This window comes from Rummeliibacillus suwonensis (genome assembly GCF_007896435.1).
GTDB lineage: Bacteria > Bacillota > Bacilli > Bacillales_A > Planococcaceae > Rummeliibacillus > Rummeliibacillus suwonensis.
Genome location: NZ_VCBL01000001.1, coordinates 484,816 through 510,942 on the forward strand (window position 1 = coordinate 484,816; position 26,127 = coordinate 510,942).

Sequence of the window (26,127 nt, forward strand, 5' to 3'; positions counted from 1 at the left end):
GTTTATATGAAAAAGTATTTATCCATTTTAGTTGTGTGCGTAGTGATGGTACTAGCTGCATGTGGAAAAGATTCATCTAAAGATCAAAGTTCAAATGGAAGTACAGATGGTAAACCAGAAAAAACGGAAATTGAATTAGTTGGTGTTCGAGATGCACAAATATCTTCTCAACAAATCATCGCTGATAAGAAAGGTTATTTTAAAGAAGAAGGATTAACAGTTAAAAATAAATTAATCGAAAGTGGCCCAGATATTGCACCGCTTGTGTCAGGTGGCAGTGCACCTATTAGCTTACAAACAAATTTTATGGATATTATTTTAGCCTCAAATGGTGTAAAGGTAAAAATTGTTGCGCCTTTAGCGCAGATTGCAGGTACTCAAGCAGTAGTCGCTGGACCAAAAGCTAATATTTCATCCCCAAAAGATTTAGAAGGTAAAACGATTGGTATTCCATCAGGAGCAGATGTTCAAATCGCCATCAATAAAATGGCGGCAGAATACAATGTAGATATGAAGAAAGTAAAAGTAGCGAATTTAGCACCTAGTGATGCTTTAGCAGCCTTACAAAATGGTAGTGTAGATGCTATGGCGGCATGGGAACCGTTTATTACGAAGGCAATTGGAGAAGGTGGAAAACTTCTATTTAGTGGAACAAAAAGTTATTTAGAGGGCAATGAGAAAGATGTGGATTGGATGAGTGTACATTCAACGCTACAAGTAACCGATGATTATCTAAAAGAAAATCCGAATACTGTAAAGGCAGTTATTCGTTCATTAGAAAAAGCGACGATATTTATCAATGATCATCGTGAAGAGGCAGTGAAAATATTAGCGCCAGAACTCCATTTGTCAGAAAAAGAATTAACAGAAATTATGAATCGTAACGTTTATAATATGCAAGTTGACGATTCATTTATCAATGGAAGTAATGGAAAAACTGTAACAGATTACTTAATGAATACAAATAATATTTCAAAAGTTCCCTCACAATCAGATTATATTAATCTTTCTTATTTAAAAGAGGTAAATAAAGAGTTAGTAAAAGCAGATGTAAAAAAATAGAAATAACTTCTTTTATGAATGAATCAATTTCATAAATCATTTTCTTCTTAAAAAATACGAACATTTAATAATAGCTAATTTTATAGTTGTGGAGCGGAAGACGGCGACTCCTCGAAAATGCATGCGCATTTCCTTCGTGCGGTGTTGTTTCGATGAAGCCAATTCAATGTCCCGCGGGAAAAGCGAATAGATGAGACCCCGCAGCGTAGCGATTAAGGAACGGAGTCTAAGGGCGCCACGTCCTGTGGCAACGACTCCGTGACCAACATCCTGTTGCCCCCAGCGTTCGCCCGCAGGAAAGCGAGTAAGCCGGAGCGGAAATCAGCGAATACACTATATTTTGTGGGGAAAATTGGATAATCAACACGCTTGATGAGTGATTACTCTATGATGAAGAAATTCTTGACATAAAAAAGTACCCTTCAATGGATGCGTAGTTATTGGAAAAGTCGGACCATCTCAAAAAAGGTGAAAATCATTTCAAACGGTGACGTTTAAGGGGAGAGTTTCAATGTATGAAGTTATTATTAAAAATGGAAAAATTGTTACAGCATCAGGAATTATACGAGGAGATATTGCCATTCAAGATGGTAAAATTCAAGCAATAGCTACTAGAGTTAAAGAAGGAGCCGTACAGGAAATTGATGCAACGAATCAATTTGTTTTTCCAGGATTAATCGATATACATGTTCATTTTAGCGAACCAGGGCGAGAAATTTGGGAAGGGTTTAAGAGTGGTTCGCAAATGCTTGCGGCAGGAGGATGTACAACATTTTTTGATATGCCATTAAATTCTATCCCAGCAACGACCAATGCAGAACAGGTTCGTGAAAAGCAAAAACTAGCAAAGCAAAAATCAATTACCCATTGTGAATTGTGGGGAGGTTTAGTAGATGATAATGTTGAAAAGTTAGAAGAGATGGCAAATGCCGGGGTGATAGGGTATAAAGCTTTTATGCCAAGAACGAATGATCCAACTTTTGAACATGTACAAAATGAGATATTATTAAAAGGAATGAAAAAAATTGCAAAGTTAGGAAAAATACTAGCTTTACATGCAGAAAGTGATGAAATCCTACAATTTGCTTTACAGGAAGCCAAAAAAGATACTTCTGCAACAATTGCAGGAAAATATTTGAACTCTCGACCAAAAGAGGCTGAACTAGAAGCTGTAAGTCGCGCCATTTATTACAGTCGATTAACACACTGTCCGTTGCATTTTGTTCATATCAGTACATCGGAAGCGGTGCATATTATTCAACAAGCAAGAGAAGAAGGACTTGATGTGTCATTAGAAACATGTCCTCATTATTTGCTCTTTAATAGCAGTGCCGTTGATCAGATAGGGTATGATGCTAAATGTGCACCACCTTTACGTGAAGAAAAAACAAGACTGGCGCTATTGGAGGCTTTTAAAAGAGGAGAAATCGATATGCTTTCTTCGGATCATTCACCTTGTACAAAAGATTTAAAAGATCCAGATCAATATGACATATTTAGTGCATGGGGAGGTATTAATGGTGGGCAGTTCACATTTTTAGCGGCGCTAGAAATTGGAAAGAAGGAAAATATACCTTATTCAGATTTAATCTATTATACATCCATTCACGCAGCAAGAAGATTTCATCTAAAAGATAAAGGAAGTATTAAGGTAGGAAAATTAGCAGATATTGTTATTGTTTCAGAGAAAGACTTTATTGTTCAACAAGATAAAATGTTGTCTAAAAATCCACAAAGTATTTATGAAAGGCATACTTTTCTACATACAATTGAATGTTGCTTAGTTCAAGGCAGGATCGTTTATAATGCTAAACAATAATAAGTGAGTCAATTTTTCTTCGTGAGGTGTTGATTCAGTGAAGCTAATTCAATGTCTAGAGAGAAAAGCTTAAGCTAAAGGACCCGTAGGAACGATGAAAGGGACGAGGTCTTAGCTCGCCACGTCCTATACTGCGGTAACGGCTTCACATGATTATTAAAGAAATTAATTCAAGTAGAAATAATCTTAGTAAATGTAAAAGTACGAACGCTCATTTAAGCAGCATTCGTACTTTTAATTGGAGAATAAATTAAAAAGTATTTTTTAATATGATCTTTTAAGAGTTAAATCAATCATCAGTTGATAGATGTGATCTTAACAAGAAGCAGTCAGTTTATTTTAAAGTGATCATATTTTATAAAAACAGATTGAAGATAGAAAAGATTGTAGCGCCTAATAACGCAGCTATAGGTAATGTGATTACCCAAGTAATGACGATTCTACGTGCAACTCCCCAATGGACCCCTTTTGCATTTTGTGCAGCACCTACACCCATAATAGAGGAAGAAATGACATGGGTTGTAGAAACTGGCAAGTGTAAATGCGTAGCGCCAAAAATAATGATGGCAGAGGATAAGTCAGCCGCTACACCATTCACCGGACGAATTTTCATAATTTTACCGCCAACGGTTTTAATAATTTTATAACCACCGATTGAAGTACCCAATCCCATAGCAGCGGCACAAGCAACACGTACCCATAGAGGTATATCTTCCCCAGTTTGTAGTCCTGATGCAATCAAGGCCATTGTAATAATCCCCATTGATTTTTGGGCATCATTTGTACCATGTGTAAAGGCTTGTAGAGCGGCTGTGAAAATTTGTACTCTTCGGAATTTTTTATTCGTACGATATAAATTTAAGTTCTTGAATATTCCCTTAAATAGGGACATCACCAAAAACCCGAAGATAATTGCGATAAATGGTGAAAGGAGTAAAGCTTCGATAATTTTGATAAATCCACCAAAGTTAATAACAGAAAAACCAGCAGCGGCGATTGCAGCTCCAGCTAGAGAACCGATGATTGCGTGTGATGAACTTGAAGGGATTCCTAAGTACCATGTTGCCAAATTCCATATAATGGCTGATATAAGTGCAGCTAGTATAATGAAAGATCCGTTACTAAGCGCAAATGGATCGACAATATCTTTTGCCAATGCTTTAGCAACACCAGTAAACGTAACAGCACCAACAAAGTTCATCGATGCGGCTAAAACTACAGCAAGACGTGGTGAAAGTGCACGAGTAGAAACAGCTGTAGCAATGGCATTTGCAGTATCATGAAAACCGTTTATGAAGTCGAATAATAGTGCGAATATAACAACAAGAACGGTTGCGATTATTATAGTATTCATGTGTTTCTACAACTCCTATGCATTTCGCATTATAATAGTGTCCATTGAGTTAGCGACATTTTGACAATAGTCGGCTACTTCTTCAAGTTGCTCATAAATATCTTTAAATTGAATAATGCGGATAGGATCTTTTTCATGTAAGAATAGTTGTTTAATGGATGTCCGTAATACTTCATCGCATTTACGTTCATAATCCTTAATACGGATAGCGTGTTTACGCATATTAATCAGTTTTTTATTCGTTAAGTGTTCCATTGCAGTAGCGATTTCATCCGTACTTAGGATGATATATTTTAAGAAATCTCTCATATAATCATCGACTTCTGTTAGTGAGAACATTTCAAAGTGAGCAATACAGTCTTCGATGCCATCTAAAATATCGTCCATTCTTACGGCCAATTCTAAAATATCCTCACGTTCGATAGGTGTCATAAATGATTTGTTGAGCATCTGGATTAATTCATGAATGAGTGAGTCCCCATCTGTTTCATATTTTTTTAATGTTACGCTAAGCTCTTTCAGATCTGCAACGCCTGTTATTTTAAAATCATCAGCATAGTGAGCTGCTTCATTTACATTTTTAGCAACTTTCAAAAGCGCAGCAAAGAAAGGGTCCTCTTTTTTTGAGCTGAACATACAAAGCCTCCTAATTTGTATACAAAACATTAAGATTTTATTTATTTATTTTTAAACGCAACTATAATCATAACAAATTGAGCAAAAAATCCATACAACAATTATGTGAATTATTTCAAACTTTACAATCCTGTAATATTTCAAATGTATATACGTCAAGTGAAATTTCCATAAATGGAAATACACTTCTAGATAATGTGAAATAACCAGAAAAATTGAAACTTTTACTGATATTTATCCGTATAACTTATTGAAAGGGCAAACAAATGGTTAAAGGGGGTGTCGATGATTGATGTAAATTCTTGGTCTATTGACCAATGGTATTTGTACTCATTAATATTCTTAGCTATTTGTATGATTTTATATCTTTTTTTTGGTGATATAGTTGATGGAATTGGAGAAGGGATTCCTTTTTTTAATCCCACTGTCATCTTGGCTTTTTTGACTTTCTTCACAGCACTTGGTTTTATCTTCGAGACGTTTACATCATTAAGTAGTATTCTTATTGCTGTTATTTCCACAGTTATTTCATTTGTAATTGATATTTTGATGTATTATTTCATACTAGTCCCTTTAAAATCAGCCGAGGTATCAATGGCTTATAGCGAAGAATCCTTAGGTGGACAAGTAGGAAAGGTGATTGTCCCGATTCCTATCGATGGCTTTGGTGAAGTAGTGGTTGAAACGGTCAACGGTATTATTTCAAAACGTGCAACAAGCTATGATCATGTGTCCATACCATATGATTCGAAAGTGCTCATCGTGGAAGTGAAAGAGGGAACTTTATATGTCAAAGAATATGAGCCGTTATTTTAAATGCTCAGAAAGATAAAAAACAGGAGGAATGAAATATGCCAGTTTTATTAATCGTAGGTGCTATTGTCGTTGTTGTTTTGTTGGCGATTATCGGGGTGTATATAACGAAATATCGAACAGCAGGTCCAGACGAAGCACTCATTGTTACAGGTAGTTACTTAGGTTCCAAAAACGTACATACGGATGAGGGCGGAAACCGTATTAAGATTATCCGTGGTGGTGGTACATTTGTTTTACCAGTGTTTCAACAAGCTGAACCACTTAGCTTATTATCCAGTAAATTAGAAGTTACAACGCCTGAAGTTTATACAGAACAAGGCGTACCCGTAATGGCTGATGGTATTGCCATTATCAAAATTGGCGGTTCAATAGCCGAAATTGCAACAGCTGCGGAACAGTTTTTAGGCAAACCAAAAGAAGAACGTGAAAACGAAGCAAAAGAGGTACTCGAAGGCCACTTACGTTCGATTCTAGGGTCTATGACCGTTGAAGAAATTTATAAAAACCGTGATAAATTCTCACAAGAGGTACAACGTGTTGCTTCACAAGATCTAGCAAAAATGGGGCTCACTATCGTATCTTTCACGATCAAAGATGTACGAGATAAAAACGGTTACTTAGATTCACTAGGAAAACCAAGGATAGCACAGGTTAAGCGTGATGCAGATATTGCAACGGCTGATGCTGAAAAGGAAACGCGTATTAAACGCGCAGAAGCGGATAAAGAAGCACAAAAGGCAGAGCTAGAACGAGCTACTGAAATTGCAGAAGCAGAAAAAGAAAATCAATTGAAAGTAGCAGAATTCCGCCGTGAACAAGACATTGCAAAGGCTCGCGCTGACCAAGCGTATGAACTAGAAACGGCACGTGCAAAACAAGAAGTCACAGAACAAGAAATGCAGATCCAAATCATTGAACGCCAAAAGCAAATCGAATTAGAAGAAAAAGAAATTCTCCGCCGTGAAAAACAATATGATTCAGAGGTAAAGAAAAAAGCGGATGCAGATCGTTATGCCATTGAACAAAACGCTGCAGCAGAAAAAATGAAACAATTAGCCCAAGCGGACGCAGAAAAGTATCATATAGAAGCGAAAGCAAAAGCTGAAGCAGAGAAGGTCCGCCTAGATGGTTTAGCAAAAGCTGATTCAGAGCGTGCGCAAGGGGAATCAGAAGCGGAGATCATCCGTCTGAAAGGTCTTGCAGAAGCCGAAGCAAAACGTAAAATCGCAGAAGCTTTCGAACAGTTCGGTCAAGCCGCTATATTAGATATGATTATCCAAATGATGCCTGAATATGCAAAACAAGTAGCAGGTCCATTATCAAACATCGATAAAATCACGGTTGTGGATACTGGCAGTGGTGAAGGCGGAGGTGCCAATAAGGTAACTGGTTATGCAACAGATTTAATGGCAACCTTACAAGAAACATTAAAAGCATCATCAGGTATTGATATGAAAGAATTGATCGAGAACTACTCAGGCAAGTATTCGATTCGCCCAAGCATTGAGCGATTGGCTGATAATGTACAACCAAAAGAAGATGTATCAGCCGCAACAACTGAAGATTGATCCATTTTTGAATTGCTGTATAAGCTGGTTATCATTAGCTTATGCGGCAATTTTTTTATGAAAGAAAAGGCTTTAAAGCTCTTATATGGGAGGAAACAGGATTTATCCCGCTTTAACAGGCAGTAAAACCCCCACTGATGGAGTTTCACTTTATTATGATATATAAAACCCTCTAAGGTATAATGAAAGAAAAAGCTGACGAAGGAGTTTTACAGTGAAGAAAAAATGGTTATCCATGTTATTAGCAAGCACGATGCTTATAGCAGCCTGTGGTAATGATACAGACGAATCATCGGAAAAAAAGCATGTAGAACATAAGCAAACAGAAACAACGCAACAAACGAATCATGCCCATCATCAACATACGTTAGCCAATGGCGATCTTCAAGAGGAAACAGCATCAGTGGATGTATTGCCAAGTTTTTTAGATCAACAATCAGAGGATTTAAAATTGGTTTATAAAGCTGCTGGGCAGGCTACAGAAATTTTAAAATGGATGCCTTGTTATTGTGGATGTGCAGAAAGTGCTGATCACAAAAGTAATCTAAATTGTTTTATTAAAGAAGTAAAAAAAGATGGCACGGTTGTTTGGGATGATCATGGAACACGTTGTATTGTTTGTGTGGAAATTGCGATTAAGTCGATTGAACAAGCACAAAAAGGGGCAACACTTAAAGAAATCCGCGAACAAATCGACCACGATTATAAAGAAGGATATTCACAGCCAACGCCAACACCGATGCCGTCATAGGGGTCACTTAGAAAAGTGACATAGACAAAAAAATAGCTTCCAATTTTTCAAAAGATTTTTGCGATAATTTAAACAGAATTGCAGACAATTGAAGCAGAAAACGCTATCATAGTAGTTGAGAGAAAACAAAACTCATCGTAAAAGAAATGGAGATGAACAACTTGGAATATCGTATTGAACATGACTCTATGGGAGAAGTAAAAGTACCTGCAGATCACAAATGGGGTGCTCAAACTCAACGGAGTAAACAAAACTTTAAAATCGGTTCTGAACATATGCCAATCGAATTTATTCATGGCTATGCATTACTTAAAAAATCAGTAGCAAAAGTTTGTGCTGAAATCGGCACACTTTCACAAGTTAAAGCAGATGCTATTATCCATGCTGCAGATGAAATTATAGATGGTAAGTGGGACAATGAATTTCCACTCGTTATTTGGCAAACAGGTAGCGGTACTCAAACGAACATGAATGTCAATGAAGTAATCGCTCACTTAGGTAATGAATATTTGGAAGCTCAGGGCAGTGAAGAACGCCTACATCCAAATGATGATGTCAACAAATCTCAAAGCTCAAATGATTCTTTCCCAACAGCTATGCATATTGCAACTTCCATTGCAGTAGAAGAGAACTTATTACCAGCTTTGCGTCAAATTAAAGCAACTTTAAAAGCAAAATCTGAAGAATTCATGCAATTGATTAAAATCGGCCGTACACACTTACAAGATGCAACTCCATTAACATTAGGACAAGAAATCAGCGGCTGGTTACACATGATCGAAAAATCAGAAGAAATGATTGCAGAAAGTGCTAAACATATGTTAGAACTTGCAATCGGTGGTACGGCAGTGGGTACTGGATTGAATACTCCTGATGGCTTCGACCAAAAAGTAGTGGCTGAATTATCAAAAGCTACAGGTTTGAAATTCGTTGCATCACCAAACAAATTCCATGCACTAACTTCTCATGACCAAATGGCAACGACTCATGGTGCTATGAAAGCACTAGCAGCTGATTTGATGAAAATCGCCAATGATGTTCGCTGGTTAGCTTCAGGTCCACGTTCTGGTTTTGGCGAAATCTCAATTCCAGAAAACGAACCGGGTTCATCCATCATGCCAGGTAAAGTAAACCCAACTCAATGTGAAGCTGTTACAATGGTAGCGGTGCAAGTTATGGGGAATGATGTAACCCTTGGCATCGCCGCATCTCAAGGTAACTTTGAATTGAATGTGTTCAAACCAGTTATCCTTTATAACTTCTTGCAATCCGTTCAATTGTTATCTGACGTTATCCGTAGCTTTGATGAACACTGTTTACAAGGTATTACTGCTAACGAAGATAAACTTGAACATTTCTTAAATAACTCATTGATGCTAGTAACTGCTCTTAACCCATATATCGGTTATGAAAATGCTGCTAAAATCGCGAAACATGCTCATAAAAATGGCTTAACTTTAAAAGAAGCAGCTCTTGAAACAGGTCTTCTAACAGAAGAACAATTCAACGAATGGGTTGTTCCAAGCAAAATGATTAAATTCTAAGATTTTGCTCTTTCTATTAGTTGAATTATTTGTCTGTTGAATATGGGGGACTGTAGATCATCTCGAATTTTTCGATTTGTTCTACAGTCTTTTTGTGTGTAAAAAACTTTTCCATGTATAGGTTAGGGACAATTGGCAATCACTCATGAAAGTTTATTTCCAGAATTGTGGATTTGGATTGTAGGTGGAAAATCCCTATTTGCTTGGATTTAAAATCTTTTAGAGAAGAAAAAGGAAGGACTAACTGTCTGTAAGAAGCTCAATTGGTTCAACCCATATATAGTGAAGGATGAAGAAAAATCCTACTATGAGAAATAGCACTTTATAGATGGATTTGTGCTATTGCATTGTGGGCATGAATAGATTCTTCGTTTTCACAAATGACTTGTTTATGATCTAGCCACTTTACATCTGCGAGATCTACGGCGATTAACCGTGCTAAATCCTCTACAAATCTAGGGTTTTCATAAGCTTGCTCGGTCACATATTTTTCATCCTGCCTTTTTAAAAGAGAATGGATTGGTGCGCTGGCATTATTGATCGCGATATCTTTCAATTGTAATTTCCAATCACTAGGAATAGATTCCGTGCTTGTATTTCCAGATATCGTTATTTTACCTCGTTGATTGTGAGCACCATACTTACTTATTTCTTTGGAGCATGGGCAAAGTGTTGTTGCAAAGCAAGTGAGCGAAACGAAGTTCATTATTTTCTCTTTCGAATCAATAGTGCTTTCAATACTCACTTCTCCATATTGAAGATTGTCGTTTTGGCTAATGGGGCTCACACCATAAAAGTACCACGGAAATTTCATTTTTATAGAGGCTGTGTCTGCCTGCAATCTTTGTTTTACTTTCGCTAATATTTCTTTTAAATGGTTGAAAGAAACAGTATGTTGTAGACTATCTTGAAGAATCTCGACAAATCTGCTCATATGTGTGCCTCTTTCATATTGGTTAAGTGATACGGTCAATTGAATATCCGCAATAGAGTGTTGATTTTCACCATTTTCATATAAGGTAATCGGCATTTTGAAGTTTTTGATGCCTACATGCGAGATCGGATATAGAAAGTTTTCCTGTTGTTTTTGTATATCAGGCAAATGATTTGTTTCTTCGATGGCTTGATTAAAATGGTCTAATAATATTTGCTTTTTAGTCATGCTTTCACCTCATTAAATCCTTTCAAATGGACTTGCAATTTAAAAATAAAATTGCTACTCTATGATAGTAACATTTTTATAAAGAGTAATCATTACTATTTACAAAAATATTTATCGAGGTGAACCATGAATCAATTTAAAAGACATCGACGTTTGCGAAGCTCTAAAGAAATGCGTGAACTCGTCCAAGAGACAACTATTGATATAAATAAATTGATATATCCATTATTCGTAATAGAAGGGGAAAATATAAAAAAAGAAATACCGAGCATGCCAGGTCTTTACCAAATGTCATTAGATTATCTAGAATTAGAATTAAAGGAATTAGACGATCTAGGGCTGCGGAAAATAATATTATTTGGGATTCCAAAAGTAAAAGATGAAGTGGGAAGTGAAGCCTTTCATAAAGAAGGAATCATTCAGCGAGCTACTCAGTTAATCAAAAGAAATTATTCCGATTTCTTAGTTATTGCGGATACTTGCATTTGCCAATATACGACTTCGGGTCATTGTGGCATTTATAAAGATGGTAAAATTTTAAATGATGAAAGTTTAAAGATTCATAATTTAGTGGCGCTATCACAAGCTGCTGCTGGAGTAGATATTGTAGCTCCTTCCAGTATGATGGATGGTTTTGTTTCCTCTATTCGTACAGCTTTGGATCATAATGGCTTTGAAAATACACCAATTATGTCGTATGGTGTAAAATATAGTTCTGCCTTTTATGGTCCATTTCGAGATGCCGCTGAGAATGCGCCTTCTAATGGGGGTACTAGAGATAGTTATCAAATGAATCCTGCAAATCGCTTAGAAGCATTAAGAGAGTTGAAGTCGGATACAGAAGAAGGTGCGGACTTTATTATTGTCAAACCGGCACTTGCATATTTAGATATTATTCGAGATTTAAAAAATAGGAGCTATCTTCCAATCGTTGCTTATCAAGTAAGTGGAGAATACTCAATGGTAAAGGCAGCTGCCATGAATGGTTGGATTGAAGAGAAAAAAGTGATTGAGGAAATTTTAATTAGTACATTTCGGGCTGGTGCGGATGCAATAATCACTTATTTTGCAAAAGACTATGTCAAATGGCAAAAAGGTATATTATGAGAGTGCCTTTTTAATAGGAAAGAGGAAAGCCTAAATAGGGTATGTATACAAAAACAGCATGCTAAGAGTAACCCTAGCATGCTGTTTTTATGGTATTTATAATCGATTGTTTTTTCGTTTTTTATAAATAATTGTTAGAGCAATTAAAACAAGTAGTATTACTTGACCGATAATGGTTTCAACTGTTGGGTAGAATCCGATTGCTGCCCAAACAGGTACACTATTTAGAACAGTTGAAGGCAATGTATCGGTTAATTGTAATGTATGAATACTTACACCAATAATTTTAAATGCAAGAATATAGATGAAAATCGTCGCAACTGCAAAGAATCTGTGTATAGGAATCTTTCCACTTACACGTAATAGCAAGAATGCTACAACAGATAAAATGGCAATTGCTATTGCGATTCCTAGAGAGAAATCAGCTGTTGACATTTTAGGTGCGATTCCCATATAGAAGATCAATGTTTCAGCACCTTCGCGGAAGACAGAAAGGAAACTGATAAAAGCCATAGCCCATACACTTTGTTTTGACATTGCATGATTGATCTGTTTGGCTATATAAGCATTCCAAGCTTTGATATTGGACTTACTATGCAACCATACACCGACACCAATCATCATAGCTGCAGCGATCAAACCTACATAACCTTCAATCATTTCACGGCTAGTATTAATTGTTGAAGAATTAAAAATAGTTGACATCAATATAGCTAAAACAGCACTTACAGCAACTCCGATGCCTGCGCCAATATAAATCCATATTTCCATATGGCGATTCCCTGATCTTTTCAAGAAAGCAACTAAGGCAATGATTATAAGTAATGCTTCTAAACCTTCGCGAAGAAGGATTAATGCAGAATCCCAAAAACTATAGCTTTGATCATCTTGGATCAATTGAATTTGTTGTTTAAAGTTATCCAGTTGTGAGTTGATATCTTTTGCATCAACAGCATCCTTCATCAGGTCGCTAGCAATAATCGGCATATCACTTTCGATCTTTGTATAAAGAGAAGCATTCTTTGTACGGATGTCGCCTTCCACATTCGGCCAAGTTGTAATGAATTTTTTGACGGTTGAAGCTGCTTTTGTATAATCTTTATCATCGATTTGCGTTTTCGCATCATCGATTAAATCAATCAACGTTTGTAAAGAGTAAGTGCCATTGGAAGTAGCAGATACTTTTTTATTGTTACCAAAAGCGGTAATGTATTTTTTTAAGGTGTTAAATTGATCCTGAAAATCATTCATACTAGGATTTTCATCCGCAAGTGTAATTCTCATAAAAGATATTTGAGTTTCAATTTGTCCGTACGCAGCAACGTCATAGGAACGTACTGGTTTTTCTTTTTGGTTCCAAAAAATATTGAAATGATTATATTCTGCTTTCAGCTTGTCTATGTTTCCTTCTTTCATTACTGTTTCTAATCGATTCAGTTCAGGAGTCATAGTTTTGAGGAACGTTTTTCTCTCAGCTTTTTCATCGACTGGATTTTCAGCTTTTTCAAGAGCCGTTAAAGCCTTTGAGAGTGTCGTTAACGTTTTTAAACGTTCATCATCAGTCGTTGCAGATTTCGCTTGATCTAAAGCCTGTTCAACAGCCTTCGATTCTTTCGATTCCTTGACGCCAGCTTTGTTCCAGCTTTCTTCAAATGATTGAACAGCTTTTTCAGCTTTTGTATCGTTCCCTTGTTTGGAATTCATAATGGCATCGCTAATCGAAATATATAAATCCCTATATGATTCAGCAGCAAAGACAGGCTGTACAGTTGCCAGTAAAACAAAGAGTATGATGATGAATTGACTACAACGTGTTAAATAATGCTTCACCTATATAACTTCCTTTTTTAATACCTGGGAAGCAAGCAAAAACACCACTTCCTCGATGGGTAATATATTCATTCATTTTATCCAAACGACCAAAACTGTTTTGGATCTTAATAAATTGTTCAGGATTTTTTTGAAAAGAAATAAACACAAGCCCGGCATCATAAGTACCAGTTGAGTCAATAACACCTGAAGAATAAGAATATGAACGGCGCATAACTCTAGCTTTTGCCTTTTTTGCTAGAAAAACATGTGAATCTTCTGGAACAATATAGTTGCCATTTGCATCTTTCCGTTCAATTTCCATATCATCAAATTCACTTTTCTTACCAAGTGGTGCACCTGAGTCACGATGGCGTCCAAATGTATTTTCCTGTTCAGATAACGCAGTGCGATCCCATGTTTCTAAATGCATTTGAATGCGACGGACGACTAAATAAGTGCCGCCTGTCATCCAAGGCTTAGAATCACCGGATTGTACCCAAACAACCTTATTCATATCCTTTTCATCAGAGGTAGTTGGATTTTCTGTACCATCTTTGAAAGCAAATAAATTACGAGGTGTTTGTTTTTTACCGTTTTTCATAGGAAATGAATTGAACCCTGCCTGTGACCATTTCATAGTCACTTTACCTGATGCGGCACGAATAAGATTACGTACTGCATGGAATGCGACCTGTGGATCATCCGCACAAGCTTGAATGCAAATATCCCCACCTGTATATACTTCTTCTAGCTGATCTTTTGGAAAATGGGGTAAATCTTTTAATTCTTTTGGTTTTAAAGAGGAAAGACCAAGTTCTTTCTTTTCAAATAAAGATGGACCAACACCAAATGTAATGGATAAGTTGCGAGCATCTAAGCCTTTTGCCTCACCAGTATCTTTTGCCGGAATCAGCGTATTCTTGTATACACCGATCACATTACCATTCATCATTTGAACGGCAAGAGGTGTCCACATTTGGAACAACTCTTGTAATTCTTTTTTAGATTTTACTAAAACATTTAATGAAGCAAAGTAGATATTCGTCTGTACAGCAGTAGCAATGCCTGATTGATGCTTGCCGTAAAAGTTTACTTTATTGGTGGCGCTGGTATCATCATCTTCTAAAAAATCCTTGCCAAATGCTTTCAAAATTCCTCCCATGCCAGAAGCGCCGATTGCGATTCCAGCGGCCCCAGCACCTGTTACTTTCAGCATTTGTCTGCGTGTAATCTTTTTATCTAGCAATTTTTCATCATCGTTTGTTTTAGTCATTTATAATCACTCCACTACGACTCCCATTTGACTTAATGGTTCACCTAATTGATTTACAGCTTCAGATAAAGCTTTTGTATCATCTTTTGTTAGTTTTGTATAAGAAACATAACCGCCATCTTTTTCATATTTTGCAAGTAAATCATTAACAGCTTTGAATTTGTCAGCTAAATTTTTTGCTAAAGTAGGATCTTTTTCTTTCAGCTTATCTTCTAAAATAGTAAAGATTTTTTCTGCGCCCTCAACATTAGCTTTGAAATCATATAAGTCAGTATGAGAATAGATTTCTTCTTCACCAGTAATTTTTGAAGTAGATACTTCATTTAATAAGTCAACAGCACCTGTTATCATCAAATCAGGTGTTACATCAGCAGTTTCAACACGACCACGTAGCTCTTTTGCATCTGCAAGCAATTGATCAGCTACTTTTTCATAACCTTTAGTAGTGTTCTTTTCCCATAAACCGTACTCGATTTTGTGGTAACCAGTCCAGTCTTCAGCACCTTTACCTTCATCTTTTAAATCAGCTAAACGAGCATCAATGCGAGGATCAAGATCGCCGAAGCTTTCTGCAATTGGTTCAGAACGTTCATAGTACATACGAGCTGTTGGGTAGATTTCTTTTGCCTTATCAATATCACCATCTTTAACAGCGGCTACAAATTTCTCTGTTTCAGTAGTGAATTTGTCTAATTGATCAAGAGCGAAGTCTCTGTATGCATCCACTTCTTTTTGTAAATCAGCAGTTGATGAGGCATCTTTGGTTGTTTCCTGCGTTTTCGTCTTGCTATCGTCCTTTTTCGCATCATCAGCACTGTTGCATCCAGTCATTACGACGCTCCCTGCTAATAAAATGGCTAATAATGATTTTGTTTTCATCTATTATATCCTTCTTTCCAATGATTTTTTTGCATCATCTAGGTCTTTAATAGCAATGATAATCATTATCAATAAAAAAATCAATAGAATTTAGGAAAGAATTTTTATTGTAACCGATATGACAAATAAAGAAAGCAAGGTAGTTCTAAGTCTGTCAAAATTTTTCAAGAGAGGCTCCTATTATATGTGTATATAGTAAAAAAGATGCGGAAAAAGAAAATATAAATAAGAGATATAGAGTTTGCTAACAGAAATGTTAAAAAAGTTTATTTAGAACTTCTCTTATGAATAAACGGCATCAATTTTTTTGCTTTCGATATAAAAGCCTTCAATTAAACGAAATTAGTTGAACTTCCGATGCCAACTAAAATCATACAGAAAAACATAGTCAATAATCAATATAAAATTCACACGTGTTGATTTGACAAAAATTAGGGGTGTCTTTTTGACATAGTTTTTGAAAAACTCTGTATTTTTAAGACCATTTATATAGATTGGAGCGGAGGCTTGCTCGACTCCCGCGGGAAAAGCGAATAGATGAGACCCCGCAGCGTAGCGAGGAGGCTCAGCATTCGCCCGCAGGAAAGCGAGCAAGCCGGAGTGGAAATCAACAAATCCTCTTATTTTTATGGATTAAATTGGATAATCAACACGCTTGTATAAAATTAAAATAATATGCGTATTGATGGTTCAATGTTATTCATAAAATAGACATTATCGATTTATTTTCGCCACGGCTTGATTTCCTGCGGCGTGTAGCTTACGACGCTTCCTTCGCTACAATCTATCTATAGTAGACTAGAAATGATTGCCTTGTTATCAGCTAATATTCATCCTATTTTTTTCAATTGGCATATCTAAAAATAATAATTTAAAATCAGTAATAGAAAACATGCCTCATCAGAAAATGGGCATGTTTTTTAGATTCTTCTTATTCGAGATATTCTTTGAGTTCGTTTTCTAGAAAAGGTTTAGCTGATAAAAATTCTGTAAATGCGTTGTAACGAGCTTTTTGCACAATAGTTGGTTGTTTACCAGTATAGTAAGCACGGATCAAGATATTCTTGGGTGTATGTTCCATATCGATAAATTCTAGAAGTTGTACATCGTAACCTACCAGGCTTAAAATTTCTGCACGGATCGAATCAGTTGCTAATGCTGCAAAACGTTCTTTGATGATCCCATGTTGTAGCATCACATCGAGAGGAGCTGATTGTAATTGACGATGGAGTTCATGCTGACAGCAAGGAACACTTAAAATGACTTGGGCATCCCATTTCACAGCACGGGCTAATGCCATATCTGTAGCAACATCACAAGCGTGCAGCGTAACAACCATATCAACGGACGCTTCATCATTGTAATCATTAATATCACCAACTAAAAATTCAAGCTGATCATATTGCAAGTCTTTGGCAATTTTCGCACATTCTTCGATCACTTCTTTTTTTAAATCAAGACCCGTGACATGGATATCCAAGCCCCTTTCAATTTTCAAGTAGTGATAAAGAGCGAATGTTAAGTATGATTTACCAGAACCAAAATCTAAAATGCGAATGGTCCGATCCTTTGGAAGATAATCTAAAGAATCATGGATAAATTCAATGAAGCGATTAATCTGTTTGAATTTATCATATTTTTGTTTTTTTACTTTGCCTTCTGGAGACTGTACCCCAAGCCGGACTAAAAATGGATAGGGCTTGTCGGGGTTAAGCAAATAATTTTTTTTACGGTTATGTGATAACTCGACCTTTTTCTTTTCCGTTTTTTCGGTTTTCCATAACACTTTATTTTTCTTAGAAAGTTGAATATGGATATTTTCTCCTATAAATTCACCTTGGAATTGCCGAAACTGGTCAAATAACTCATTTAAGCTTTGTCCAATTAATGATAATGGTATATTTTCATGTTTTAAAATGCGTTCATATTGATATTCTAACTGAATATAGTAGATTCCCTTTAGTTTTATTGGTTTTAACTTAATCCGTTTCAAATCGCTTGATTTTGTTCGTGGTTGACTGATGGTTGCTGATACAAGTTCTTCCTTCAATAAATGCTCAAGCAATCCTTGTTTCATTTCATTAATATCCATCTTGCGTCGCCTTCTTTGCCATTTAATCGTTGGCATAAGTGTATCATAATTTTAGCTTTTCTAAACACAGAGCCAAACTCTATTTATGAACAATTAGAAAAAGAATAGTAGAACATCATGAATTCAGTAGAAAACAAGTAAGAAGAACATGTAGCTAAGCGGAAAATGAAATATTTTTCTTAATAGAGAAAAGGAGATTTCAAAAGCATGTTTTGAATTTGCAAAAAAACGTATAAATAATCATTTTTTAGAGGTTATTAATAACAGAATTTTATGATAACATGTAGTAGATAAAGTGAAACTTTCATCCGTGGGGGGTGCATCCCGCACTAAACTAGGGGAACTCAGGTTAAAAGTGCCACGTCCTGTGGCAACACCTGAGTGACCAACATCTTGTTGACCCGAACCAATCGGGCTTATACGGGCAGTTGCTCCTCATCTACCTATCTCGTTTCTCTCTAAATCTAGAGGGGTGGAGCTTACTGCCCGTTAACGCGGGATAAACTTGTAAGCATATTATTTTATAGTTTCATAGTATTCATATTTTATTCATAAATATGGTAGTAATACGTGTGGATTATAGAAAAATTTGAATACAAAAATAAAGGAGGATTTCAATATGTCCGACAATATGTATCAATTATTGGCCATTCTGATTTATATGGTCGCCATGTTATGGATTGGTTGGTACGCATTTATGAGGACGTCCAGCTTAACGGATTACATGTTAGGAGGGCGTTCATTAGGTCCAATGGTTACCGCATTAAGTGCAGGAGCTGCAGATATGTCTGGTTGGCTATTAATGGGGTTACCAGGGGCTATTTATGCAAACGGTTTAATAGAAGGATGGATCGCCATTGGTTTAACAATAGGTGCCTATTTAAACTGGAGACTTGTTGCGCCACGTTTGCGTATGTATACACAAGTAGCGAATAATTCTATTACGATACCAAGTTATTTAGATAATCGTTTACGTGATCATACAAAATTACTTCGAATCGCTTCAGGACTTATTATTCTTGTATTTTTTACATTCTATGTATCTTCAGGGATGGTATCAGGCGGCGTATTCTTTGATAGCTCTTTTGGTTACAGTTATCATACCGGTTTACTAATTGTATCGGGTGTTGTAGTTGCTTATACGTTATTTGGTGGATTTTTAGCTGTTAGCTATACGGATTTTATCCAAGGTTTAACTATGTTTTTAGCTTTGATTACAGTACCGCTTTTTGGATTGTTCAAAACAGGAGGATTTTCTCAAACAGTCGCCTCTATTCAAGAAGTAAAGCCTCATTTATTGAGCTTTACTGCTGGAGGTACAGCATCGGCTGCAGTCATTATTTCAGCGATGGCATGGGGACTGGGATATTTTGGCCAACCGCATATTATTGTTCGTTTTATGGCGATTTCTAGTGTCAAGGAAACAAAACAAGCTCGTCGTATTGGAATTAGTTGGATGTTCTTAAGTCTATTCGGAGCAATTGCTACTGCTCTTGTAGGGATTGCCTATTATCAACAAAATGGTTTGGAATTGAAAAATCCAGAAACAGTATTTATCGCATTGGGTCAAATCCTATTCCATCCATTTATTGCAGGCATAATGCTAGCAGCCATATTAGCGGCCATTATGAGTACTATTTCATCCCAACTCATTGTCACGTCTTCTGCGTTAATAGAGGATATTTATAAAGCCATTTTCAAAAAAGATGGATTGGACAAACATTATGTTTTTATGGGCAGATTGGCCGTGTTAATCGTATCGCTAATCGCTATCGCACTTGCATGGAACCAAGATAATAAAATTTTAGATTTGGTGGCATTCGCATGGGCTGGTTTTGGTTCAGCATTTGGTCCAATTATTTTACTTTCTTTATATTGGAGAAAGCTAACAAACTGGGGAGCATTTACAGGCATGATCGTTGGTGCTGTTGTCTCTTATGTTTGGGGATCAATTGATTCACTTCATGAACAGTTATATGAAATCGTTCCAGGGTTTGGCTTTGGGTTGCTTGCTGCTATTATCGTGAGTCTACTGACATATAAGAAAAATAATGAGATTGAAAAAGAATTCAATGACACATTGGATTTATTGCAAAAAAATAAATAATACAGGTGTGTAGATTATCTAATTTTATCTATTCAATATAGATCATCGACTGATTTCCGCTAAGGCTTGCTTTTCTGCAAACGTATGTTAAGTTTGCTTCTTGCCAAACGCTCGCCTATAGATGACTATTCTAAAATCCATCTATTTTTTACCTGTATATTCCAAAAATAGTATGTTAAGATTACTCTTAGCATACTATTTTACTTTCGGAATAGCATCATTTTATCCTGTAAGAATAGGTGGTCAGCATTTACCTCTAAACAAGTAAAAAGTAGCGAAGGGCAAGTGGGGGAAAATGAAAAACACCATTGTGTGAAGTTTCACTTTATAGATAAGGGGATGAGTGAGATGTTTGAGTTAGATCATGTGGTATATTTTACAAAAAAAGCACCGGGAGATATCGTAAAAGAGGTTGCGATAGAAGGGGTACATCCTGTTATGGGAGGTCAGCATTTACATTGGGGTACATATAATGCTTTGCTGTATACAAAAAATAGTTATATTGAATGGTTGGCAATAGAGAATCTGGATATTGCCAAAAACACAACACAACCGCTTGTTCAGCAATTACTGTATGATATTGATGACGGAGAAGGATATTCTTCATTGTGTTTGCGTTCAGATGATTTGAAAGAGAGCGATCGCTATTTCCGAAAACTAGGTTATCAAACAACAGGCGTCATTCCTGCTGAGAGAAAAACGGAAGACGGCAAGATCATCAGATGGAAAATGCTATTTATCAAGCATAAGATAAATCATTCTTTACCTTATCCATTTTTTATTGAATGGGAGCAGCCTCTGCACAAGCGATATGAGATGTTAAAAGCTCATGGGATCATACAACAGGCGAATGAGGAGTTACAGATTAAACGCTGTATTTTTAATGTTCAAGACATAGAAAAAAAGCTAATCCAATGGGCGCGTTTATTATCCTTGCCTACTATAGGGAATACGTTGAAGCTTAAGAATACGACTTTTGTTTTTCAACAACTTCAAGAAGGAAAAGAACGGCTTCAAACGATCGATATTGTGAAAGTTTGAGTTTTAGACACTTCCTATGTTAGGATGAACATAATTATAAATATGAATGGCAGGGGAGAGTGGGTGTTCTGCTCTTCTCTTTTTATTTTCAGTTCTTGGCAGTATTTACGAAGGGGGAAAATTTTTGAATCCATTTATCGAAAAAGCAATCTTAGTTGGAGTGAACTTACGTAATGATATTCATTTTGACTATTCAATAGAAGAATTAGGTAATTTAGCTGAAGCTTTAAATGTAGAAGTAGCTGGTGTAGTGACTCAAAATCTAGAGCGTATCAATCCTTCTCACTATGTTGGAACGGGGAAAATAGAGGAGATCAAAAGTCTTTATGCTGCAACAGAAGCAAATTTGATTATATTCGATGATGAATTATCACCATCTCAAATCCGAAATTTGGAGAAGGATTTGGAATGTAAAGTGATTGATCGTACGATGTTAATTCTTGATATATTTGCTAAACGAGCAAAGTCAAAAGAAGCTCAAATGCAAGTAGAATTAGCTCAATTACAATATATGCTCCCACGTTTAGTAGGACTTCGTGATTCGTTAAGCCGTCAAGGTGGCGGAACAGGTGGAGGATTTAGAAACCGTGGTGCTGGTGAAACAAAACTTGAATTGGATCACAGAAAAATTGAAGATCAAATCGCCAAGCTTCATAAGGAATTAGATCATGTAAAAGAACAACGTGAAACGCAAAGAAAGCAACGACGCAAAAGTGAAATTCCGATTGTCTCAATAGTGGGTTATACAAATGCCGGAAAATCCACTATTATGAACCAATTATTAGAAAAAACAAATCAAGAAGTGCATAAACAAGTTTTTGAAAAAAATATGCTGTTTGCAACGCTTGAAACATCGGTCAGACAAATTACCTTACCAGATAATAAAAGCTTCCTATTAACGGATACAGTTGGTTTTGTCAGTAAGCTTCCACACCATTTAGTGAAAGCATTCCGTTCCACATTGGAAGAGGTGAGAGATGCAGATTTACTTTTACATGTGGTAGATGCATCAAATGCGGAAAATCAGTATATGATGGAAATTACAAATAATACTTTACAGGCAGTAGGCGTAGAGGATATCCCAACCATATATGTATTTAATAAATCGGATTTAGCTAATCTTGCCTATCCATATGTCAACAATGATCAAATTTGGATATCTGCAAAGGAAGGAAAGGGACTGGATGAACTGCTCCAACTGATTCGCCAACATATTTTCTCAGATTTTATAACTTGTACTTTGTGTATACCGTATGATCGTGGTGATATTGTATCGTATTTGAACGAATATGCGCATGTCTTAAAGACGTCATATGATGAAAAGGGCACCATTCTACAAGTTGAGCTTCACGAGGTAACAGCGAAAAAATATCAGGCATTCTGGTTAAACTAATAGAATAATCTCAGGCGAAGACAGCGTGTTAGGAATAATCCTAGCACGCTATTTTTGATATATAAATAAAATCTATATAGTCTTCTGTGGAAAAATTGATTTATTTTAGAAATAAATCAATTTCATAAATCATTTTCTTCTTAAAAAATACGAACGTTTAATAATAGCAAATTTTATAGTTGTGGAGCGGAAGACGGCGACTCCTCGAAAATGCATGCGCATTTCCTTCGTGCGATGTTAGTTCAAGGAGGCTTATTCAAAGTCCTACGGGAAAAGCTTGAGCTGAAAGCCCCGCAGGAACGTTTTAAGGGACAAAGCCTAAGTTCGCCACGTCCTGTGGCAACGGCTTCGGGGTCAACATCGTGTCGACCCGAGGAGATTGAAGCCAAGCCCGTGGAAAGCGCCGTCTGGAGCGAAACAAAAATTTTTGAATATTAATGTTCATGTTGATTTAAAATGTTCGTGTTTTTTATCCGAATTTTACATTATGAAATTGATTCAAATGTGATAAAAATCAACTTTTTTAACGACCTATTAGCTTTCAATTAAGTATTTTATTATATTTAAAAAATAATAGAGGGGATTTTTAAGAGGATGTGCCACAGAATGAAATGTATTTTTGAGAAAGACATATTTTTTCGTAACTTCTTTTTCTTTATAAGAAATAATATTTCATTAGTTTATGAAATTTATGGAAATACCTATATAACAGTATTTTGATTTATTTTAATAATCTAAAAATATGGAATTATCAATATTTCACTGCTTTTTGACATTGCAAAATTGTGTGTGTATAATGGACAACATCACTATGAAATTACAAATTTATAAACTTTATAGTTTGAATTGTAAGATAATTTTTTATATTGAAAGAAGGAGAATTTTTTATGGCAACGAAAGAGGAAATTGTTAAATCAGTTCCTCAGACAGGATTTTTTGGGCATCCTAAAGGTTTGTTCAGTTTATTCTTTACAGAATTCTGGGAACGTTTCTCATACTATGGTATGAAAGCAATTCTTATCTACTTCATGTACGATAAGGTAAAAAACGGCGGTTTAGGATTAAGTGAAACTACCGCTGCATCAATCATGGCTATTTATGGTTCTTTAGTATATATGTCCGGTATTATTGGTGGATGGATTGCAGATAGAATTTTAGGTACTAGAAGGACTATATTCTGGGGTGGTATTTTAATCATCTTAGGGCACCTTTCTTTAGCAATACCAGGTGGTTTAACATTCTTATTCGCCTCAATGGTATTTATCATTATTGGTACAGGATTATTAAAACCAAATGTATCATCAGTTGTTGGTGATATGTATGCAGAAGAAGACACTCGTCGTGATGCAGGTTTCAATATTTTCTATGTGGGGATTAATGCTGGTGCATTTCTCTCTCCATTAATCGTAGGTACAGTACAAAAAAATTATAACTATCATGTAGGCTTTAGTATTGCTGCAATTGGTATGGCAGTCGGTTTGTTTATGTACAAGCATAAGCAAAAAGAAAAGTTAGGTCTTGCAGGTTTAGAACCTAAAAATCCGTTGACAGTTCAAGAACGTAGCAGCATTCTTAGAAAATTCATTGCTGCTGTTATTGTTGTTGCAGTATTGATTATAATTACCTCAATGACTGGCGTTTTGACAATTGGCGGTGTTGTGAACTTCTTTACAGTCATTGGATTATTAGCTCCAATCGCTGTGTTTATCTGGATGTTCACAAGTAAAAAAACAAAAAAAGAAGAGAAATTTCATCTTCTTGCCTATATTCCATTATTCATCACAGGTACAATGTTCTGGGTTATTCAAGAACAAGGTACAACGATTCTTGCAACTTATATAGAAAGACGTACGGATCTAACAGTAGGATCATTCAACATCCCACCTGCTTGGTTCCAATCTTTAAACCCATTATTTATCATAACTATGGCACCAATCCTTGCTTGGATTTGGGTGAAAATGGGGAAACGTCAACCATCTACACCGATTAAATTCGCATTTTCATTATTCTTTGCCGGTATCTCATTCCTAATCATGATCATTCCAGCTATTTCTTCTGGCGGTAAAGAGTTAATTAGTCCATGGTGGATTGTCATTTCATTCTTCCTAGTTGTTATAGGTGAATTATTAATGTCACCAGTTGGTTTATCAGCGACAACTAAACTAGCACCGGCAGCATTTGCAGCGCAAACAATGTCACTTTGGTTCTTAACAAGTACGGCTGCACAAGCATTGAATGCTCAATTTGCAAAACTATTTGCTAAAATTACTGAAGTTCAATACTTTGGATATCTAGGTGGAGCCTCTGTTTTGCTCTTCATCTTAATGTTGACCTTAAGCCCATGGATTTCTAAGAAAATGGGTAGTGTTCGATAATCTTTCATCTTGTGAAAAGTCTGTCCTAATCAGTTTATCTGATAGAGGACAGGCTTTTTTTACGTAAAGATAATCATACCATTGGAGGTGAAGAAAGCCCTCCATGGATGGAGTTTCACTTTATCTCCAATCAAGTGCATTAGAAAGTTTTGTTTGATTCATGTTTTACAATAATTTTTTTAGGTACTATTCCATAGAATAATAAAAAGGTATAGTAATACTTGAAGAGGAAAGGAGGATGGCTGATGAAGAAATTTTTCTATCCTTTAGCTATTTTAACGTTCGCGATCTTTTTTGTTATGTTGGCAAATCTAAATAGTAATTGGGTTACTAGACTAGATATAAACGCTTCAAATCTATTGAAAGGTAACAACTTCCTTGAATTTTTCCATTACTTTGGAGAAAACGAATTTATAATGATTGTGACCTTGCTATTATTACTTTGGCTGTGGATCTATTATCATAATTATCGTGGCATGATGTTTGCACTTATAACAGTAGCTGGAGGGAATGTGTTTAATCGGTTAATCAAGGAATGGGTACACAGGCCGCGCCCAATCATTCCACATCAATTAGCTAGTTTTAGTTTTCCATCAGGGCATGCGATGATGGGCATTCTCTATATTTTTACAATCGCTTATTTTATAACAGAGTTTGAAGCATCTATAAAAAGAAAAGTAACGGTTTGGTCATGTGCAGTCATTATGACCATTTTAATAGGTCTATCTCGAATCGCAGGAAGTCGACATTTTGCATCAGATGTTATTGCTGGGTGGGCGATGGGTTATACATTTTTTATTCTGATAGTTATTTGGTATGAACGCAGAAAGAGAATTATCAAACACCATGCGAAAAAAGCATAAAAGAAGGATTACCTACAATTATCAGAATAAGGTTAGAAATCCATTCGTATTTACACCTATGTAAAGAAAAATTTTATGGTGAGAATGCAAATAGAAAAAGACACTGAAAGATTACTATGCATCTATTTTTTCTTTTATTTTATCCCGCATGAACGGGTAGTAATACTCCCCCTCAAAATTCAGCGAAAGTAAAGAAGTTAAGTGGGAGAACAACTGCGTTCGATTGGTTCAACTAACATGAGCAGGTAGTAAATCTCCCATATCTCAAGTATTCAGTATAGGATAGAAGAATAAGTGGAAAGGGAAGCTTCCTGTAAAAGTCCGATTGGTTTAGCTAGCCACCAGTGGGGGATGAAGAAAACCCTCACTGATGGAAGCTTCACTTTATCATATTAAGTTGACTTTTCAGAGAGTTCAAACAGAAACGGTAAGAGGCAATTTGTTGTGTTCATATAACTCCTGTGTTTAACAGA

Annotated in this window: 19 protein-coding genes; 12 read left to right on the top strand and 7 right to left on the bottom strand. The window is 36.1% G+C overall.

The window, feature by feature from the left end; translation table 11 throughout:
* Positions 1-6 precede the first annotated feature (6 nt).
* On the top strand, positions 7-1,062 hold the full coding sequence (locus FEU33_RS02285; protein WP_146547833.1) for an ABC transporter substrate-binding protein: 1,056 nt from the start codon (positions 7-9) through the stop codon (positions 1,060-1,062).
* A 511-nt stretch (positions 1,063-1,573) separates the two neighbouring features.
* The gene (allB, locus tag FEU33_RS02290) at positions 1,574-2,881 is read left to right on the top strand and encodes an allantoinase AllB (RefSeq protein ID WP_146547834.1); all 1,308 of its coding nucleotides are present in this window, start codon (positions 1,574-1,576) and stop codon (positions 2,879-2,881) included.
* Between the two features lie 355 nt (positions 2,882-3,236).
* On the opposite strand, the gene FEU33_RS02295 is transcribed toward allB, so the two are convergent.
* Together FEU33_RS02295 and FEU33_RS02300 are read right to left on the bottom strand one after the other, a co-directional pair.
* Positions 3,237-4,235, bottom strand: a complete 999-nt coding sequence (locus tag FEU33_RS02295) for an inorganic phosphate transporter (protein ID WP_146547835.1) — start codon at positions 4,233-4,235, stop codon at positions 3,237-3,239.
* Between the two features lie 15 nt (positions 4,236-4,250).
* Positions 4,251-4,871: a DUF47 domain-containing protein gene (locus tag FEU33_RS02300; protein WP_146547836.1), complete on the bottom strand. Its 621-nt coding sequence runs from the start codon at positions 4,869-4,871 to the stop codon at positions 4,251-4,253.
* A gap of 285 nt (positions 4,872-5,156) precedes the next feature.
* On the opposite strand from FEU33_RS02300, the gene FEU33_RS02305 reads away from it, so the two are divergent.
* From FEU33_RS02305 to fumC, 4 genes are all read left to right on the top strand, one after another.
* Positions 5,157-5,687, top strand: a complete 531-nt coding sequence (locus tag FEU33_RS02305; RefSeq protein ID WP_146547837.1) for an NfeD family membrane protein — start codon at positions 5,157-5,159, stop codon at positions 5,685-5,687.
* Between the two features lie 35 nt (positions 5,688-5,722).
* Entirely contained in the window at positions 5,723-7,255 is a 1,533-nt protein-coding gene (locus tag FEU33_RS02310; protein ID WP_146547838.1) for a flotillin lipid rafts scaffold protein FloT, read from the top strand.
* A gap of 214 nt (positions 7,256-7,469) precedes the next feature.
* The gene (locus FEU33_RS02315) at positions 7,470-8,006 is read left to right on the top strand and encodes a PCYCGC domain-containing protein (RefSeq protein WP_244950960.1); all 537 of its coding nucleotides are present in this window, start codon (positions 7,470-7,472) and stop codon (positions 8,004-8,006) included.
* 161 nt (positions 8,007-8,167) lie between these two features.
* Positions 8,168-9,550, top strand: a complete 1,383-nt coding sequence (fumC, locus tag FEU33_RS02320; RefSeq protein WP_146547839.1) for a class II fumarate hydratase — start codon at positions 8,168-8,170, stop codon at positions 9,548-9,550.
* A 322-nt stretch (positions 9,551-9,872) separates the two neighbouring features.
* Here the strand turns inward: fumC and folE2 are convergent, their stop codons facing one another.
* Entirely contained in the window at positions 9,873-10,712 is an 840-nt protein-coding gene (gene folE2, locus FEU33_RS02325) for a GTP cyclohydrolase FolE2 (protein ID WP_146547840.1), read from the bottom strand.
* 126 nt (positions 10,713-10,838) lie between these two features.
* Here folE2 and hemB point away from each other — a divergent pair, with 126 nt between their 5' ends.
* Positions 10,839-11,819 (top strand): porphobilinogen synthase, encoded by a 981-nt coding sequence (gene hemB / locus FEU33_RS02330; protein WP_146547841.1) that lies wholly within the window; start codon positions 10,839-10,841, stop codon positions 11,817-11,819.
* A 96-nt stretch (positions 11,820-11,915) separates the two neighbouring features.
* On the opposite strand, the gene FEU33_RS02335 is transcribed toward hemB, so the two are convergent.
* From FEU33_RS02335 to FEU33_RS02350, 4 genes are all read right to left on the bottom strand, one after another.
* A complete protein-coding gene (locus FEU33_RS02335; protein ID WP_146547842.1) occupies positions 11,916-13,649 on the bottom strand; it encodes an FTR1 family iron permease in 1,734 nt (577 codons plus the stop codon).
* Positions 13,624-14,904, bottom strand: a complete 1,281-nt coding sequence (efeB, locus tag FEU33_RS02340; RefSeq protein ID WP_146547843.1) for an iron uptake transporter deferrochelatase/peroxidase subunit — start codon at positions 14,902-14,904, stop codon at positions 13,624-13,626. Before efeB ends, FEU33_RS02335 begins: the two co-directional genes overlap by 26 nt.
* A gap of 6 nt (positions 14,905-14,910) precedes the next feature.
* The gene (gene efeO / locus FEU33_RS02345; protein WP_146547844.1) at positions 14,911-15,783 is read right to left on the bottom strand and encodes an iron uptake system protein EfeO; all 873 of its coding nucleotides are present in this window, start codon (positions 15,781-15,783) and stop codon (positions 14,911-14,913) included.
* Positions 15,784-16,714: 931 nt separating this feature from the next.
* Complete coding sequence (locus FEU33_RS02350) at positions 16,715-17,875, bottom strand: class I SAM-dependent methyltransferase (RefSeq protein ID WP_146547845.1); 1,161 nt, start codon at positions 17,873-17,875, stop codon at positions 16,715-16,717.
* Between the two features lie 619 nt (positions 17,876-18,494).
* Between FEU33_RS02350 and putP the strand changes: the two genes are divergently transcribed.
* The 5 genes from putP (at position 18,495) to FEU33_RS02375 (ending at position 25,654) form a co-directional block, all read left to right on the top strand.
* On the top strand, positions 18,495-19,982 hold the full coding sequence (putP, locus tag FEU33_RS02355; RefSeq protein WP_146547846.1) for a sodium/proline symporter PutP: 1,488 nt from the start codon (positions 18,495-18,497) through the stop codon (positions 19,980-19,982).
* A gap of 348 nt (positions 19,983-20,330) precedes the next feature.
* Complete coding sequence (locus tag FEU33_RS02360; RefSeq protein WP_146547847.1) at positions 20,331-21,023, top strand: VOC family protein; 693 nt, start codon at positions 20,331-20,333, stop codon at positions 21,021-21,023.
* Between the two features lie 124 nt (positions 21,024-21,147).
* Positions 21,148-22,416 (top strand): GTPase HflX, encoded by a 1,269-nt coding sequence (gene hflX / locus FEU33_RS02365; protein WP_243881416.1) that lies wholly within the window; start codon positions 21,148-21,150, stop codon positions 22,414-22,416.
* An 887-nt stretch (positions 22,417-23,303) separates the two neighbouring features.
* Positions 23,304-24,791: a peptide MFS transporter gene (locus FEU33_RS02370; protein ID WP_146547849.1), complete on the top strand. Its 1,488-nt coding sequence runs from the start codon at positions 23,304-23,306 to the stop codon at positions 24,789-24,791.
* A gap of 245 nt (positions 24,792-25,036) precedes the next feature.
* Entirely contained in the window at positions 25,037-25,654 is a 618-nt protein-coding gene (locus tag FEU33_RS02375; protein ID WP_146547850.1) for a phosphatase PAP2 family protein, read from the top strand.
* Positions 25,655-26,127 lie beyond the last annotated feature (473 nt).

Bases quoted from the DNA above. Each gene is read 5' to 3' on its own strand.
- FEU33_RS02285 (WP_146547833.1), top strand. From the start codon at position 7: ATGAAAAAGTATTTATCCATTTTAGTTGTGTGCGTAGTGATGGTACTA.
- allB (WP_146547834.1), top strand. From the start codon at position 1,574: ATGTATGAAGTTATTATTAAAAATGGAAAAATTGTTACAGCATCAGGA.
- FEU33_RS02295 (WP_146547835.1), bottom strand. From the start codon at position 4,235: ATGAATACTATAATAATCGCAACCGTTCTTGTTGTTATATTCGCACTA.
- FEU33_RS02300 (WP_146547836.1), bottom strand. From the start codon at position 4,871: ATGTTCAGCTCAAAAAAAGAGGACCCTTTCTTTGCTGCGCTTTTGAAA.
- FEU33_RS02305 (WP_146547837.1), top strand. From the start codon at position 5,157: ATGATTGATGTAAATTCTTGGTCTATTGACCAATGGTATTTGTACTCA.
- FEU33_RS02310 (WP_146547838.1), top strand. From the start codon at position 5,723: ATGCCAGTTTTATTAATCGTAGGTGCTATTGTCGTTGTTGTTTTGTTG.
- folE2 (WP_146547840.1), bottom strand. From the start codon at position 10,712: ATGACTAAAAAGCAAATATTATTAGACCATTTTAATCAAGCCATCGAA.
- hemB (WP_146547841.1), top strand. From the start codon at position 10,839: ATGAATCAATTTAAAAGACATCGACGTTTGCGAAGCTCTAAAGAAATG.
- efeB (WP_146547843.1), bottom strand. From the start codon at position 14,904: ATGACTAAAACAAACGATGATGAAAAATTGCTAGATAAAAAGATTACA.
- efeO (WP_146547844.1), bottom strand. From the start codon at position 15,783: ATGAAAACAAAATCATTATTAGCCATTTTATTAGCAGGGAGCGTCGTA.
- FEU33_RS02350 (WP_146547845.1), bottom strand. From the start codon at position 17,875: ATGGATATTAATGAAATGAAACAAGGATTGCTTGAGCATTTATTGAAG.
- putP (WP_146547846.1), top strand. From the start codon at position 18,495: ATGTCCGACAATATGTATCAATTATTGGCCATTCTGATTTATATGGTC.
- FEU33_RS02360 (WP_146547847.1), top strand. From the start codon at position 20,331: ATGTTTGAGTTAGATCATGTGGTATATTTTACAAAAAAAGCACCGGGA.
- FEU33_RS02370 (WP_146547849.1), top strand. From the start codon at position 23,304: ATGGCAACGAAAGAGGAAATTGTTAAATCAGTTCCTCAGACAGGATTT.
- FEU33_RS02375 (WP_146547850.1), top strand. From the start codon at position 25,037: ATGAAGAAATTTTTCTATCCTTTAGCTATTTTAACGTTCGCGATCTTT.